Source organism: Robinsoniella sp. KNHs210, from assembly GCF_000686105.1.
GTDB lineage: Bacteria > Bacillota > Clostridia > Lachnospirales > Lachnospiraceae > Robinsoniella > Robinsoniella peoriensis.
Map to the genome: position 1 here is coordinate 22,245 of NZ_JMLZ01000001.1, position 14,937 is coordinate 37,181.

At 41.6% G+C, this 14,937-nt stretch carries 13 protein-coding genes and 1 pseudogene; 7 read left to right on the forward strand and 7 right to left on the reverse strand.

Annotation, left to right across the window (positions count from 1 at the left end; all coding sequences use genetic code 11):
• The first annotated feature begins 20 nt into the window (after positions 1-20).
• Genes CD03_RS0100095 through CD03_RS0100110 form a run of 4 tightly spaced genes read left to right on the forward strand, consistent with a single transcriptional unit; the run spans position 21 to position 4,493 of the window.
• The gene (locus tag CD03_RS0100095; protein ID WP_027291898.1) at positions 21-1,058 is read left to right on the forward strand and encodes a sugar ABC transporter substrate-binding protein; all 1,038 of its coding nucleotides are present in this window, start codon (positions 21-23) and stop codon (positions 1,056-1,058) included.
• Positions 1,059-1,085: 27 nt separating this feature from the next.
• Positions 1,086-2,597 (forward strand): sugar ABC transporter ATP-binding protein, encoded by a 1,512-nt coding sequence (locus CD03_RS0100100; RefSeq protein ID WP_027291899.1) that lies wholly within the window; start codon positions 1,086-1,088, stop codon positions 2,595-2,597.
• Positions 2,594-3,577, forward strand: a complete 984-nt coding sequence (locus CD03_RS31745; protein WP_044288789.1) for an ABC transporter permease — start codon at positions 2,594-2,596, stop codon at positions 3,575-3,577. The genes CD03_RS0100100 and CD03_RS31745 overlap by 4 nt, the downstream gene beginning before the upstream one ends.
• Positions 3,552-4,493 carry an ABC transporter permease gene (locus CD03_RS0100110; protein WP_044288791.1) on the forward strand — a complete coding sequence of 314 codons (942 nt, stop codon included), beginning with the start codon at positions 3,552-3,554 and terminating at the stop codon, positions 4,491-4,493. Before CD03_RS31745 ends, CD03_RS0100110 begins: the two co-directional genes overlap by 26 nt.
• A gap of 45 nt (positions 4,494-4,538) precedes the next feature.
• On the opposite strand, the gene CD03_RS0100115 is transcribed toward CD03_RS0100110, so the two are convergent.
• The 6 genes and pseudogenes from CD03_RS0100115 to dsdA form a co-directional block, all read right to left on the reverse strand.
• Positions 4,539-4,880, reverse strand: a complete 342-nt coding sequence (locus CD03_RS0100115) for an arsenate reductase family protein (protein ID WP_027291901.1) — start codon at positions 4,878-4,880, stop codon at positions 4,539-4,541.
• Between the two features lie 192 nt (positions 4,881-5,072).
• Positions 5,073-5,801 carry an ABC transporter permease gene (locus tag CD03_RS0100120; RefSeq protein WP_027291902.1) on the reverse strand — a complete coding sequence of 243 codons (729 nt, stop codon included), beginning with the start codon at positions 5,799-5,801 and terminating at the stop codon, positions 5,073-5,075.
• Positions 5,794-6,720 (reverse strand): annotated as a pseudogene (locus tag CD03_RS31750) (ABC transporter ATP-binding protein). The gene CD03_RS0100120 and the pseudogene CD03_RS31750 overlap by 8 nt, the downstream one beginning before the upstream one ends.
• 171 nt (positions 6,721-6,891) lie before the next feature.
• Complete coding sequence (locus tag CD03_RS31755; protein WP_052377589.1) at positions 6,892-7,866, reverse strand: sensor histidine kinase; 975 nt, start codon at positions 7,864-7,866, stop codon at positions 6,892-6,894.
• Between the two features lie 2 nt (positions 7,867-7,868).
• Complete coding sequence (locus CD03_RS0100135; protein ID WP_027291903.1) at positions 7,869-8,576, reverse strand: response regulator transcription factor; 708 nt, start codon at positions 8,574-8,576, stop codon at positions 7,869-7,871.
• Between the two features lie 32 nt (positions 8,577-8,608).
• On the reverse strand, positions 8,609-9,961 hold the full coding sequence (dsdA, locus tag CD03_RS0100140; RefSeq protein WP_044288793.1) for a D-serine ammonia-lyase: 1,353 nt from the start codon (positions 9,959-9,961) through the stop codon (positions 8,609-8,611).
• 385 nt (positions 9,962-10,346) lie between these two features.
• Here dsdA and CD03_RS0100150 point away from each other — a divergent pair, with 385 nt between their 5' ends.
• Both CD03_RS0100150 and CD03_RS0100155 read left to right on the forward strand, forming a co-directional pair.
• Complete coding sequence (locus tag CD03_RS0100150; protein WP_027291905.1) at positions 10,347-11,288, forward strand: class II fructose-bisphosphate aldolase; 942 nt, start codon at positions 10,347-10,349, stop codon at positions 11,286-11,288.
• A gap of 93 nt (positions 11,289-11,381) precedes the next feature.
• Complete coding sequence (locus tag CD03_RS0100155; RefSeq protein ID WP_027291906.1) at positions 11,382-12,509, forward strand: carbohydrate kinase family protein; 1,128 nt, start codon at positions 11,382-11,384, stop codon at positions 12,507-12,509.
• A 114-nt stretch (positions 12,510-12,623) separates the two neighbouring features.
• Here CD03_RS0100155 and CD03_RS35570 read toward each other — a convergent pair whose 3' ends face one another.
• Positions 12,624-13,556, reverse strand: a complete 933-nt coding sequence (locus tag CD03_RS35570; RefSeq protein WP_027291907.1) for an AraC family transcriptional regulator — start codon at positions 13,554-13,556, stop codon at positions 12,624-12,626.
• A gap of 322 nt (positions 13,557-13,878) precedes the next feature.
• Here CD03_RS35570 and CD03_RS0100165 point away from each other — a divergent pair, with 322 nt between their 5' ends.
• Entirely contained in the window at positions 13,879-14,913 is a 1,035-nt protein-coding gene (locus CD03_RS0100165) for a TIM barrel protein (protein ID WP_027291908.1), read from the forward strand.
• The last annotated feature ends 24 nt before the right edge of the window (positions 14,914-14,937 follow it).

Here is a 14,937-nt window from a genome sequence, read left to right on the forward strand (position 1 = left end):
AATTAAAAGGAGAATGAATTATGAAAAAAAAATTATTATCTGTTCTAATGTGTGCAACAATGGTTACCGGACTTTTGGCTGGATGTGCTTCTGCCCCAAAGGATACTGCTGAAAAATCTACTGCAGCTGCTTCCAATACTGCCGATACAAAGTCAGCAGAAGCTTCAGGCGAAACTAAAAGTACCACGGCCAATTTAAAAATAGGTGTTGCTTATTGTCAGCTCAGTGCGCCGGCTGTAAAAGTTTTTGCACAGGGAATACAAGAAAAAGCAAAAGAACTTGGAATCGAACTGATTGAACTGGACGGTGGGTGGGACCCCAGTAAGCAAACAGATCAGATTAACTCTCTCGTATCACAGAAAGTAGATGGCATTGTTTTAAATCCCGTAGATGGAACTTCCATCATTCCTGCTGTAAAAGCAGCACATGAAGCCGGAGTCCCTGTTGTCATGGGTGCCATGAATATTGATGAAAGCGGAAGTGAATACATTACTTCATTTGTAGGCGCTGATGATGAAGATGTAGGAAAATCTGCAGGCGAAATGCTGAAAAAAGCCTTGGGCGAAAAAGGCGGCAAAGTTGCTATCGTTGAAGGAAGCGCCGGAACCTCCGCGCAAATCCTGAGAACGAAAGGTTTTGAAGAAGCTGTTGCCGGAAGTAATATTGAAATTGTAACAAAACTGGCCGGTGACTATGACAAGGCAAAAGCCATGACTGTTACAGAAGACATTCTTACTAAATTTCCTGATATTGCCGGTATCTGGGTTCACGATGATACAATGTGCGTAGGTGTGGTACAGGCTATGAAGTCTATGGGTGTAACAGGAAAAGATGTGGCCGTAGTCAGCTATAATGGAAGTAAAGCAGGTGCCGACATGGTTAAATCAGGAGAAATTATTGCTACCTCCGTTCAGCCACTCGTTGAAGAAGGACGTACCTCTCTTGATGTTCTTGTAAAAGCAATAAACGGCGAAAAAGTCGAAAGCTGGTATAAAGATAAAATAGATCTCTTAGACTCTACAAATGTAAATGATTATGACCCGTCTCTTCTCTGGTAAACTGAAACACAAGAAAAGAGGGTATTTATGAAGCAAACTACAGATGACTACATCTTAAATTTAAAACATATTACCAAAACGTTTCCAGGCGTGACAGCCTTAAATGATATCTCTCTGAAAGTTAAAAGAGGGGAAGTTCTTGGGCTTGTGGGGGAAAATGGTGCTGGTAAATCCACGCTTATGAAAGTACTTACCGGAGTAATTGCAAAAGATTCCGGCACCATAGAAATTGATCAGAAGGAAGTGCGGATTTCTTCCCCTCTGGAAGCCCAGCAACTTGGACTTAGTATCATATTTCAGGAATTTAACCTGGTTAACTCCCTCAGTATCGCCGAAAACATTTTTGTAGGAAGGCTGAAGAAAAAAGGAATTCGCGGCATCGATTGGAAGAATATCTACGAAGAAGCCGCAATTCTTCTTAAAAAGGTTGGATTGTCCATTGATCCGAAAGAAAAAGTAGAAAACTTAAGTGTTGCACGCAAACAAATGACTGAAATTGCAAAAGCTTTATCCTTTCAATCTAAAATTATTATTATGGATGAACCTTCCGCAACTTTGACTTCTAAGGAATTAGACAATCTATTTGCGATCATCGATCAGCTAAAGGCATCCGGAATTACTGTAATCTACATTTCACACCGTTTAGATGAGATATTCCGCCTCTGTGACCGTGTAACCATTATGCGTGATGGTGCTGTGATTGATACAAAACCAACTCAGGAACTGACAAAAGAAACAATCATATCAAAAATGGTTGGAAGAAGTATGGATCAGGAATATCCACCACGAGAAGGCACATTCCAATCCGAAGTTGTATTAGAGGCAGTAAATCTTACCAGAGTCAAAGCATTTCAAAATATTTCCTTTCAGTTACATAAAGGAGAACGCCTTGGCATCGCAGGGCTGGTCGGTTCAGGGCGTACAGAAATCGTCCGATGCATCTTCGGAGCCGACAAGTTAACTTCCGGTAACATTACCTTAAACGGAAATCCAGTACATATAAATTCTCCCAAAAACGCCATAGATATGGGAATTGCCTTTGTTACCGAGGACAGGAAAAATCAGGGACTGATACTCGAAGAGTCCCTGAGTGTCAATACATGTCTGGCAGCCTTACATAAAGTTACGTCATTAGGATTTGTAGACAAATCTCTTGAAAAGAAAGCTGCACTTTCTTATATTAAAAAACTTCACATCAAGACATCCGGTGCGGAAACTTCCGCACTGAGTTTAAGCGGAGGCAATCAGCAGAAAGTCGTTCTGGCAAAATGGCTCTTTACGGATGCGCAGATTATCATACTGGACGAACCTACGAGAGGAATCGATGTAGGTGCAAAGTACGAACTATACCAGCTAATAAACCAATTGGCCGACGAAGGTAAATCCATTATCATAATCTCTTCCGAATTACCGGAAATCATTAATATGAGCGACAGGCTCCTGGTAATCCATGAAGGAAATCTAAAAGGGGAATTATGCGGAGCGGATAAGACCCCTGAAAATATTATGAAAACTGCAATCTTAAGGGAGGAAAAATGAGAGAGAAACTGTTTAAATTTTCAAATTTGATTTTGCTGCTTATTTTCATCCTGATTGCATCCTTCACAGCAGATAATTTTTTAACTGTTCAGAATTTAATTAACGTAATTCGGCAATGCTGCATTCTTGGACTTTTAACCATCGGCATGTCCTTTGTATTAATCTGCGGTCATATGGATCTGTCTATTGGAAGTATCATGACATTTACCGGGATCATTGCCATCTCTTTCAGTTCGAAAATGCCTGCCGTTCCCGCTATACTTTCAGCACTTTTCGTGGGGATCTTATGTGGACTGGTAAACGGTCTGATCGTTGTCCTAACTCATGCAAACTCCGGAGAATCCCTTATGATCACATTTGGAACCCAATTGCTTTTTTCTGCATTAAGTCTGTTATACACACAGGGGTTTTCTCTGGAAGGAAGCAATTCCAGTTTCTATAATGCAATCGGAACCGGAAGTATCGGAAGATACCTGCCCATTCCTGTCATAATCTATTTCCTGTTAGCTATCATCTTGTCCGTAATAGAAAGCCGCACAACGTTTGGACGTAAAATGCATATCACAGGCTTTAGTACCGTATGCAGTCAATTATCCGGTATACAGACGGGACTTGTAAAGTTAATATGTTATGGAATATCAGGGTTAATGGCTGGAGCTGCAGCCATTGTATTAACCTCCCGTACCCTTGGTGCAACACCGACTGCCGGGACCGGTTATGAAATGGATGCCATTGTGGCTGCCGTTTTAGGAGGAGTCAGCCTGTCAGGCGGTGTTGGAAGTATCGGCAAAGCTTTTGTTGGGGTTCTTACTTTGGGCATTCTTGGAAATGCAATGAATTTGTTGGGATTCCAGACTTTTGATCAAAATATCGTAAAAGGTCTTGTCTTGATTCTGGCAATTGCCTTTGAAGTTTGGAACCGCAAGCAAAATATGCAGATCAGGAGGGCAAAAAATGTTAATCATCAAGAAAATCATTAGAGAGCAGAAACCACTAATTGTACTCCTCGCTATTATTATTGTAATGAGTATTGCTTCTTCATTTTTCCTTACCATTGATAACATAACAAATATTTTAATTCAGGCATCCATCTACGGAATTATGGCATGCGGTATGACTTTTGCAATTATCGGTGGGGATTTTGATTTATCCGTCGGTTCTATTATGGCATTATCCGGTTTGATCAGTGTACTTGCAGAACCATATACTGGGCAAATATTCTCCATTATGATGGGTATTCTCTCAGCCTGCCTCCTTGGACTGGTAAATGGATTTTTAATTGCAAAATGCCATATCAGCTCCTTTATTGCAACCATCGGAACCTCCTATATTATAAAGGGAATTGCCCTTAAAATATCTGGTGGCAATCCCATCATCAGTAAAAATAGCTGGTATGCAGAAATTGGAAATGGAAAACTATTTGGTATTCCTTTCCTGATTTTACTTCTTATCGCTCTGGTTCTGATAACCTGGTATATTTTAACCTCTACCCGCTTTGGAAGAAATATCTATACTATGGGTGGAAATTCAGAGGTTGCACACAATAGCGGAATAAATATTGCATTTTATAAAATTTCGGTATTTATTTTAAGTGGTTTAGCCGCGGGTATAGCCGGAATTTTGAATTCTTCAAAATTAAACACTGCTTCTGCATTGCAGGGAGACAATGCCGCTCTCTCTGTCATCACCGGGGTAGTTATTGGCGGTACCAGCCTGATTGGAGGGGTTGGCAGCATTGGGAAAAGTATCATTGGAATATTGATATTCAGTGTTATTACAAATGCACTTGATTTATTAGGTGTCTTTTCTTACTATCAGACAGCCATCAGAGGTATTCTTCTTATATTGATTATTGGCCTTGGAGCCTGGAGCAGAGCAAAAATTAAGAGTGAATAAGTCTACTCCGACTTACTCACTCTATTTTAATCCATTCCTCTTCCTCTACTTCCACATTTTCCAGACATCCGGCTGAAATCCCACTGTGGCAGATTCCCCATTTCTCACAATAGGTGTCTTTAGAATCTGCTGATTCTCCAGAACCTTCTCGGCTTTATCTTCCTCAGCAATATATCGAACCAGCGCTAAGATATCCTTGTCCCTGCTCTTTTCATCAAGCATATTGTCAAGCCCGCCCACTGCCTGCCTAACTTTATTGAATTCGCCTTTGCTCATCCCTTTTTCTTTCATATCAATAAACTGAAAAGAAATGCCCCGTTCTTTGAAATACCGCTGTGCCTTTTTCGTATCGAAACATTTCGTTGTTCCAAATATCTGTATATTCATTTTAGTTATTCCTTTCAACAATTTCCTGAACTCTGCCAACGATTCCACCCTCCAGCATCAGTTCTGAGATTTTACCCTCTAATTCTTCCCGTGGTACAACAGTTCAACAAGGCATAGCGTTACTCCTTTTGAACAGCATTTAGAACATTGTCCAAATTATTATATCTGGCATCGTCCGCTATGTCAATAGAATCACAGATCCTGCTTTGTAAATGAACGCACTGCCATCACTACGCCCGTAGCCATACAAATTAAAACGGAACAGACTGCAGCATAATAATACGGCGTTGATGGATCCAGCATGGCTCCCACTGATGCTGCTGACCAGGGAATAATGCTGGCCAAAACAAGCATTTGCGGTGAAGTCTGCCAGGCAGCCAGGCCAATGACCGCAAACAGAAGAGTCAAAAGTAACGAGGGATAAAATAATTTTTTCTGTTTAACTGCTGCATAGAGAACCGGTGACAGACTACAAAACTGAAACAGGCAGCTCTTGGTAACAAAAAGCAAAGGTGCCCACATATCTGCCATACGGAACCGGGACGGAAATAAAAGCCTGTATCCCAACAGTGCAATTCCATCAATTCCTATGATTAAAACCAAATTCCACAAAACCCAGATCAAAAACTTTTCCAGTATAAATGCTGTTTTGGAAACCGGAGCCGTAAGCACATTAATAATCGTGTTATCCTGGTACTCCTTTTGAACCAGAAAAGTAAGAAACAACCCATTCATAACTGAGAATGTGATACCGGAAAACATATTCATCGTACGGATCCACTCATCATAATTCAGTGCTGAAACTATGAACAATTCCTTTAAAATCAGTAATCCTGGCACTGCCCAGACTATAACCGTCAATATCCAGACCATCTTACTTTTTCTTAGTTTCAAGATTTCTGCTTCAATCAGATTAAGCAATTCCCTCACCTCCCGTAATCTTCTTAAAATAATCCTCCAGACTATCCTTATAAATCTGCAGGGAAGATACGCTGATTCCGGCATTGTAAAAAGCTTCATTGATTTCGGACGGATTCTGCTGGACATCATATATACGAATAAAATTATCTGATTCTACTGTATATTTTTTTATTTGAAGTTTCTTTTCCAGTTCCAATACTGCTTTGGGGACGGATGAAACCTGAACTAAAATATACTTTTCATTTTTCTATCTCAGCTTTAACATATCGCTTTCTTCCAGAAGATTTCCCTCATGCAGAATCCCAATATCATCTGCAAGCTGCGCTACCTCTGACAGAATATGACTGGAAATTATGATTGTTTTCCCCTGCTCCACGCTTAACCTCTTCATAAATTCCCGCATTTCTGCAATGCCAATGGGATCCAGACCGTTTGTTGGCTCATCTAAAATCAGCAATTCAGGATCATTTAAAATGGCATTGGCTATCCCAAGCCGTTGTTTCATTCCCAGGGAATACGCGGAAAAAGCTTTCTTATCCTTCCAGGGCAGCCCCACTACATCCAGGGCATCATGCACTGCATTTTTCTTTACCGTCCCTCTTATCTTCGCAAATACTTCCAGATTCTGGGTTCCGGTAAGTCCCGGATAAAACCCGGGTATTTCAATTACTGAACCAATACGGGAATAGACCGATTTACCACTCTCTTTTAAATTATTTCCAAAAAGATAAATCTCTCCCGCTGTAACGGATACCAGGTTTAATGCCATCTTCATAATCGTAGTCTTGCCGGCACCGTTTCTGCCAAGCAGCCCATAAATCCTTCCCTTTTTCACATGAATATTTACATCTTTCACTACCGTACGGCTTCCGTAGGTTTTTTTAAGCATGTTTGTCTCCAATATAAATTGATTGCCCATGTATTATCTGCTCCTTTTATTAATATAGGAATATCTTAACATATGAACCTTACCAAAACCTTACCGGCAGCTTGCATTTATCATGTTTCCGAAGTGTTTTTGGCGGATAGTATTCGACTGGCTCCCATCGGATACTATCCGCCAAAAAGCACTCCGGGTAGGTAAGAAAATCTAGATCATTTTCATCCTTATGATAAATTCACATCCCGCCTTTTGGCTGTCCCTGCCGCCTTGTCCCGGAATACAGTGTTCCTGGCTGAAATGTCCCTGGCCGCTTCGAACTTCAATGGTTCCCTGATGCGCCTTTACAAGCTCCTTTACAATGGAAAGTCCCAGACCATTTCCTTTGGTCCCCCGTGCAGCGCTACATTTATAAAGCCGCTCAAAAACATGGGGCAGATCATCTTTCGAAATTCCGCTCCCGTTGTCTGCAGCGTGTATTTCCAAAACATCTTTACTGCATACAGTACTTAAGAAAAAGACGTCGCCGCCACTGTGTTCCAATACATTCTGTATCAGATTATTCATGATTCTCTGAAACGCACTGCGGTCTATTTTACATATTAATTTTTTATCATCCGGTATATTTATTTCAAAATCAAACCCATTATTTTCCAGATGGGGTATCCAATCAGTCATGATGGTACGGAGTAACTCATATACATCCGTTTCCTGGAACAGATAGATGCGCTCGCCCGATTCCAGCTTAAGCCATTCAAAGAGCGTATCTACATAATCCTTCAGGTTATATGATTTCTTAAGAGCTGTGTCAATATACATCTCCCTGTTCTCTTCGTCTACAAGGTGGCTTAACAATGCTTCCAGGTATCCTGCCACCGACGCCAATGGGGTTCTGATGTCATGGGAAAGGCTGGTGATCAGGCTGCGGTATGTTAATTCCGATTGTTTCTGCCTGTTCATTTCCTCTTTCATATTAACCATAATTGCATTTATTTTATAGATCAGCTCTGCTGTTAAACTGTTCTCATGATCGATCATGCGCCTGTCCGGATTCCCGTCTGCGATTTCATCCAAAATCACGGATGCCTCCCTGAGTTTCCTTTTTACATAGTGCTTTTGTAAAAGAAGTATGATCACACTTGCCAGTAACGCTGTGCAGACAAAACTTAGAATCATCGTTACCATGACTATACCTCCCGGTTAAAGCGATATCCCACTCCCCGCACTGTTTGTATATAAACAAACTCCTGACCATCCGGTTCCAGTTTTTTTCGAAGTCTGCTGATATATGACATAATATTGCTGTCATCAAATCCATATTCATTTGCCCATACCTGTTCATAGAGCTGTTCCTTGGTGAAAATTCTCCCTTGATTGGAAGCCAGAAAATATAACAGATCGAATTCTTTTGCCGTAAGATAGACATCAGCTTCATTTAACAGCACTGCGTGGCTGCCAATATCAATTACCAAATCCTGAAAGCGAAGCACCTCCAATTGAGTATTCCCCTTCTCTTTTTCATTCAGCACCGTATAACGCCGGATTAACGAGTTCACCCGGGCAAGAAATTCCTTTATTCCAAACGGCTTGGTCAGATAATCATCGGCCCCCAGCTCCAGACCGGTAACTTTATCACTTTCATCGGCTTTTGCCGTCAGCATCAATACCGGTATGGAACACAGATCCCTTATTTTCGTCAGCACTGAAAAACCGCTGATATCCGGAAGCATAACATCCAGAACAATAAGCTTATAGTCACCAGCCTCACGCAAAAAACGAATTCCTTCCATGCCGGTTGCTGCCACATCAGCCCAATGTCCATTGTGCTCAATGCATTGTTTTAATAGAATTCCTAATTCTTTATCATCATCAATAATCAATACTTTTTCGGTCATACCGCTTTCCTTCCTATCATAAAATAAATGGGCTAAAGCGTATTTAATTCCTTCAAATACGTCCCCATATACTCCTTGCGTATCTCCTCCGGCACGAGGCTGCCACCGGTTGCCCATGCAATATGCACTGCCTGATCCATTTTCCCGTACAGATGATTCTCCATCAGATATTTCTTTGTCTCCGGATATTGATTCAAATGGATCGGTCCGGTAAATGCCGCGCAGGCACTTGGTTCCAAAAAGATACCCTCCATTTCTATTAAATCACGCATATAATCATACAGATGCCCATCCCTGACCGTAAAGATTCCACTTAACAGTGGTTTCATAATGCTGCCTGCTAATCCGGAAGGGCGCCCCACAGCCAGCCCGTCTGCATGGGTTTGCCCGGATAATCCGATATCCTGTACGGAAATGTTCTGATGCAGCCCGGTTGCCATTCCCACAAGCATACACGGTGCTTTAACCGGCTCCGCAAAGAAGCAGTGGACACAATTTTTGAATAGTTGTTTTAAGCCAAAACTGATGCCGCCCGGGGCTCCGCCAACTCCGCAGGGAATGTATACAAAAAGAGGATGCTGGGAATCAATGCTGATTCCCTGGTCCTTCAGCTGCCCAATAAGTCTCTTTGCTGCTACTGCATAGCCCAGGAATAGATTTCGGGAATTTTCATCATCTACAAAATAACTATTGGGGTCCATATCCGAACATCTTCTGCCGTTTAAAACTGCCTCACTATAATCCGATTCATATTCCACAACCTTGACTCCATGGCTTCTCAGCAAGTCCTTTTTCCACTGTTTTGCATCTGCCGACATATGTACAATGACCTTATATCCGATTGCGGCACTCATAATGCCAATGCTCATCCCCAGGTTGCCGGTGGAACCAACCTGTATGGTATGGTCATTGAAAAAGGACCGGCTTTTGTCCGCTGCCAGGATTTCATAAGAATCCTGAAAAGAAAGCAATCCATGTTCTAATGCCAGATCCTCTGTATGCTTCAGTACCTCATAAATGCCGCCCCTTGCCTTGATGGAACCCGCAATTGCAAGATGACTGTCCTGTTTTAATAACAGCCTGCCGGTCAGGGCGCTCTGATATTTCTCATTTATGTATTCCTGCATTTTAGGAATGGGCGACAGTACAGATTCAATAATTCCGCCCTGTTCTCTTGTCTCCGGAAAACAAGTTGCTATAAACGGAGCAAAACGGTTCAGACGCTCCTCTGCCTCGTCGATATCCTTCATGGAAAGTTCCAGATCTTTTGCGGCAAGTTCAAATGAAACCAGATCCGGATTCATCCAGACAGACTCTCTTTCCTCTATTATAGAAGATAAAACCGGAATATTTCTAATCAGGTCTGCTGTTTCATATATTTTCATTATTTATTTACCTCTTTCTTCTTTTTCACTATTATCTTCATTATTATGCAGGAATGATGCCGTAGTTTCCCCTATGAATATTTAGAATTTATATCCTGAAAATATTATCTTTTAATTATACAAATTATTTAGATTCTGATTCCGGCATCATGTTTTTAGAACTGTTTCCATTATACCCGATTATCATCCATTCAGCCAGTAGCACTCCACATATAATTTTCCATTTTTTAACCAATATACCTTTCCTTATCCTCACATAGTTCGTCAAAATACCCATTTATTTTCGTATATAGCAAATTAGTCTACTAAAAATAGCTAATTTAACAACACAAAAGTACCGTTTCCGTTTAACATAAATTTATCAATACTTATGGAGGTAAATGAAATGCTGGTAAATATGAATGATGTACTGATACCCGCCAAAAAAGGAAAGTATGCCATCGGTCTATTTAATGCAGTAAACCTGGAACTTGCCAGAGGAATTATCGCTGCTGCAGAAAGTACCGGTTCTCCCGTGATTATGGGAACTGCAGAAGTACTTTTTCCTTACGGTCCACTGGAAGAATTGTCCTATTATCTGCTGCCTATGGCAAAGAAAGCAAATGTTCCCATTGTCGTCCATCTGGACCACGGCCTGAAAAAAGAAACCTGCATAAAGGCACTGGAACTTGGCTTTAGTTCTATCATGTATGACTGCTCTACCGATTCTTACGACGAAAATGTGAGAAAAGTCAGAGAAATGGCTGAAATCGCACACTCCTATGGTGCGAGCATCGAAGGTGAATTAGGGCATGTGGGTGACAATGAAGGTTCTTTTGAAGGTGATTCACATACAAATGATCCTTCCAGATTTTATACAGATCCTGCACAGGCGAAAGATTTTGTGGAAAAAACAGGTGTGGATGCACTTGCAATTGCGGTTGGTACTGCACACGGAGCTTACAAACTTCCGCCCAAACTGGATTTTGAGCGGATTCGAACAATTGCCAATACTATCTCCGTACCTCTGGTACTCCATGGCGGTTCCGGACTGACAGATCAGGATTTTAAAATGGCTATCCGGGAAGGTATCAGCAAGGTAAATATTTTTACGGATATCAATGTTGCAGCCGTAGAAGCAGCTTTCCGGGATTTCCAGTCTATGAACAAAGGCATCATCGATTTGATTCCGGCAGCGGTAGAAGCAACAAAACAGGAAGTAATGAAAAAAATTGAACTCTTTGGTTCCACCGGAAAAGGGCGGAATACGGATCTGGTAAAAGAGCTGGAGAGAAACCCCGCATTCATAGAGCGGATCGTAAAAGAAGTACTGCTGAAACTGCAGTAGACAATCAGGAGATAACGTTTGAAAGAAAAACGCTTTCAAACTACTTATTATGGCAGTATCGCAGGCAGACCTGCGATATGCAGGAGGTAAACTATGAGTGAAGCAAAAGCAAGTGTCGTGGTGGCAGGACATATTTGTCTTGATATTACACCGGACTTTCCGAACATTAAAATTGATAAAGTAGATGATATGCTGGTTCCTGGACGATTGATTCAAATGGGATCTGTAGATGTTCATATTGGGGGATGCGTATCCAACACCGGTCTTGCACTGAAAATACTGGGAGCTAATGTAAGTCTGATGGGTAAGATTGGGAATGATGATTTTGGCAGTATCGTCTCCGACCAGATCAAATCACACAACGCCATTAACAGTATGAGTATCTCCGGGGAAGAAGATACTTCTTATTCTGTGGTAATTGCTCCAAGAGGCATTGACCGCATTTTCCTGCACCACTCCGGTGCAAATAATTATTTTTACGAGCAGGACCTGGATTTTGACATTATCAAGGACGCACGTCTCTTCCATCTTGGTTATCCGCCGCTGATGAAAAGCCTGTATGCTGACGGCGGCAGTGAACTGCTTAAAATCCTGCAAAGGGTGAAATCCCTGGGTGTTGCCACTTCCCTTGACATGGCAGCCGTTGATGAAAATGACGAAGCCGGAAAGGTGGATTGGGAAGCAATTCTGGAAAAAGTCCTGCCTTACGTAGACTTTTTTGTTCCAAGTATCGAAGAACTGGCTTATATGATTGACCGCCCCAGATACCGGGAATGGATTGCCAGAGCCGACGGCCGGGACGTTACCAGTATCCTGTCCGTGGAAGAAGATATTGTACCTCTCGCCCAAAAGCTCCTTGCCATGGGCTGCAAAATAGTATTATTAAAATGCGGTGTTCCCGGGCTTTTCCTTGCCTCTTCTGATCAGGAAACCCTGGAGAAAATAGGGGAACGCCTGGAATTCAATGCCGGCGCCTGGACAGGCATCCGTCATTTCGAACCCAGCTTTAAACCGGATAAAGTGCTCTCCGGCACCGGAGCAGGCGATACCAGCATCGCAGCCTTTCTGTATGCAATCTTAAATAACTACTGCTGGGAAGACTGTATGAAATATGCCACTGCTACCGGAGCATCCTGTGTCACTGCATACGATTCCTTAAGCGGACTGAAAAGTTTTGAAGAGCTTAAGAAAAAGATGGAACAGGGCTGGGAAAAAGTATAGATGCTTTGCTGAGTCGAGGACGCCTAAAACATACCATGATACGTTTCAAAAAACACAGCATATTACAACTACCGGTTGTGATTTGCTGTGCTTTTTCACTAAAAATACTGCTTCCTACATTCGCTTTTCTAATAACCGCAGACACTCTGCTTCTCCGAGGAACATCTGGGCAGTAGCTGCTTCCTTTTCTTCTGCTTCATTATAAATAATCCGTACTTTCCCTGTTTTTCGAAATTCCTTAGGCGTCATGCCCGTTTTTTTCACAAAAATCTGACTCAGATAGCGATAATCGGAAAATCCACAGGTAACGCAGATATCGGTCAGACTTAAATCCGTCTGGGCAATCAGGTATCTTGCCTTTTCAAAACGAAGGAGGGTTACATATTCCTGAAATGATATATTGAAATTGTCCTTAAAAAAATGAGAAAGGTAGGACAGAGACAGACCTTCCTCTTCTACTAAATCCGAAAGCAGTATCTTAGAAGTATAATTCTCATCTATAAATTTTGTAATACGGGACAGCCTCTCCAAATGCGCATTCCTGGAACGTCTCTCCAGCTCTGTAATCCGGTGGTATGGGCAATAGTACAAAAGTCTGTAGAAAATATCGCAGAGTAATGACATACATTTAAACTCATAATTGGCATTTCTCAAAAAATACAGGTATGCACATTCTTCAATTTCCCTTTGTACCATGTACTTTATTTTCTGGGAAAAATATTTTCCGATATCCACAGAATCAAATTCCAGATTGTAAATATCCGGGTAAAACCGGGCACAAAATCCCGAGGAAATCTGCAATGATAATATAACTGCGCTGCCTTTTGAGGTATGCAGCTCATGTGGACGCCTGGGATTAAAAAGAAATACGGAGCCATCCGAAAATAAATAGGTCTGCTTATTGCAAAAAACCTCCACCATTCCGGATAGAACCATACAAATCTCAAACTCTTTATGAAAATGGGGCTTCCTGTGGGAAAGCTCCACAATAAATATTTTAATATCATTCAGAAAATTATGTTCCACAAATTCGTATTCTTGATCCATATGCCGCCTCCACAGGAACTCGGTTCCGTTTAAATAATATCTGCTTCCATTCGTTAAACTGCTGCTTACGATGATACACAATCTTGGATTACTGATATTTCTGTCTCCAGGTTGTGGGTGATCTGTAATTAACAATGGAACAAACTCTGACTACAGTATACCTGAATAGCCGATGAAAGAAAAGCTAAAAAAGCAAATTAGTCATATAAAATCAACATATATATGAAAGTTAATTTTTTTGATTACAGTATAATCAAGTTATAAAGAATTATGGTAAAGCAAAGATTTGCTGAGCCATACAAACACATAAGGAGGATACAATATGTCAAGATTTAAATTTTCCGTAGGTCCCTGGAACGTACATACCGGAGCAGATTCCTACGGTCCTGCTACCAGAAATGATATTCCTTTTGAAGAAAAGGTAAAGAAATTTTCAGAAATGGGATTTTCCGCAATTCAATTCCACGATGATGATGCAGTGCCAAACCTGAATGATTTAAACGAAGAAGAGATCCGGGCAGAAGCCAGAAAATTAAAAGAGCTGCTGGACAAATACCATATGGCTGCTGAATTTGTAGCGCCCAGACTCTGGATGGATCCCCATACCATTGACGGCGGATTCATGTCCACTTCCAAAGAGGACAGGGACTTCGCCATGTGGAGAGCAAAAAGGTCTATTGATATTGCCAATGAACTGGGCACCGATATGCTGGTTATCTGGCTGGCAAGAGAAGGTACATTATGCGCAGAGTCCAAAAGCCCTGTATGGGCAACCAGGCAGTTAATCGAAGCCATCAACGAAATGCTGCGCTATGATTCTAAGATCCGCGTAGTCATAGAACCCAAACCCAACGAGCCGATTGACCGGAGTATCTGCGGCACCATGGGCCATGTAATGGCAATCTCCGCAGCTACCATCGATCCTTCCAGAGTGGGAGGCAATCTGGAAAGTGCCCATGCAATATTAGCAGGCCTTGACCCTTCCCATGAAATCGGTTTTGCACTTGCAATGAATAAATTATGGACAGTACATTTAAATGACCAGAACGGCATTAAATTTGACCAGGATAAATCCTTTGGCGTGGAAAATCTCCGCCAGGCATTTAACCAGATCAAAGTACTGATGGAAAATAATTATGGTTCCAACGGGGAATATGTAGGACTTGATGTAAAGGCAATGAGAACAACTACCGACGAAGACAGCTATAAACACCTGGAGAACAGTCTGAAAATTGTAAAGGCACTGGAAGACAAAGCAGCACGCTTCGATTACGATTTTCAGAAAAAGTGTGTGGAAAACAGAGACTTTGAAGGTCTGGAAATGTATGTTATGAATCTGCTTATGGGGATTGAATAGCGATTATATAATTTTTATCCAATG

Coding starts and splice junctions, on each gene's coding strand:
- CD03_RS0100095 (WP_027291898.1), top strand. CDS start 21: ATGAAAAAAAAATTATTATCTGTTCTAATGTGTGCAACAATGGTTACC.
- CD03_RS0100100 (WP_027291899.1), top strand. CDS start 1,086: ATGAAGCAAACTACAGATGACTACATCTTAAATTTAAAACATATTACC.
- CD03_RS31745 (WP_044288789.1), top strand. CDS start 2,594: ATGAGAGAGAAACTGTTTAAATTTTCAAATTTGATTTTGCTGCTTATT.
- CD03_RS0100110 (WP_044288791.1), top strand. CDS start 3,552: ATGTTAATCATCAAGAAAATCATTAGAGAGCAGAAACCACTAATTGTA.
- CD03_RS0100115 (WP_027291901.1), bottom strand. CDS start 4,880: ATGAATATACAGATATTTGGAACAACGAAATGTTTCGATACGAAAAAG.
- CD03_RS31755 (WP_052377589.1), bottom strand. CDS start 7,866: ATGGTAACGATGATTCTAAGTTTTGTCTGCACAGCGTTACTGGCAAGT.
- CD03_RS0100135 (WP_027291903.1), bottom strand. CDS start 8,576: ATGACCGAAAAAGTATTGATTATTGATGATGATAAAGAATTAGGAATT.
- dsdA (WP_044288793.1), bottom strand. CDS start 9,961: ATGAAAATATATGAAACAGCAGACCTGATTAGAAATATTCCGGTTTTA.
- CD03_RS0100150 (WP_027291905.1), top strand. CDS start 10,347: ATGCTGGTAAATATGAATGATGTACTGATACCCGCCAAAAAAGGAAAG.
- CD03_RS0100155 (WP_027291906.1), top strand. CDS start 11,382: ATGAGTGAAGCAAAAGCAAGTGTCGTGGTGGCAGGACATATTTGTCTT.
- CD03_RS35570 (WP_027291907.1), bottom strand. CDS start 13,556: ATGGATCAAGAATACGAATTTGTGGAACATAATTTTCTGAATGATATT.
- CD03_RS0100165 (WP_027291908.1), top strand. CDS start 13,879: ATGTCAAGATTTAAATTTTCCGTAGGTCCCTGGAACGTACATACCGGA.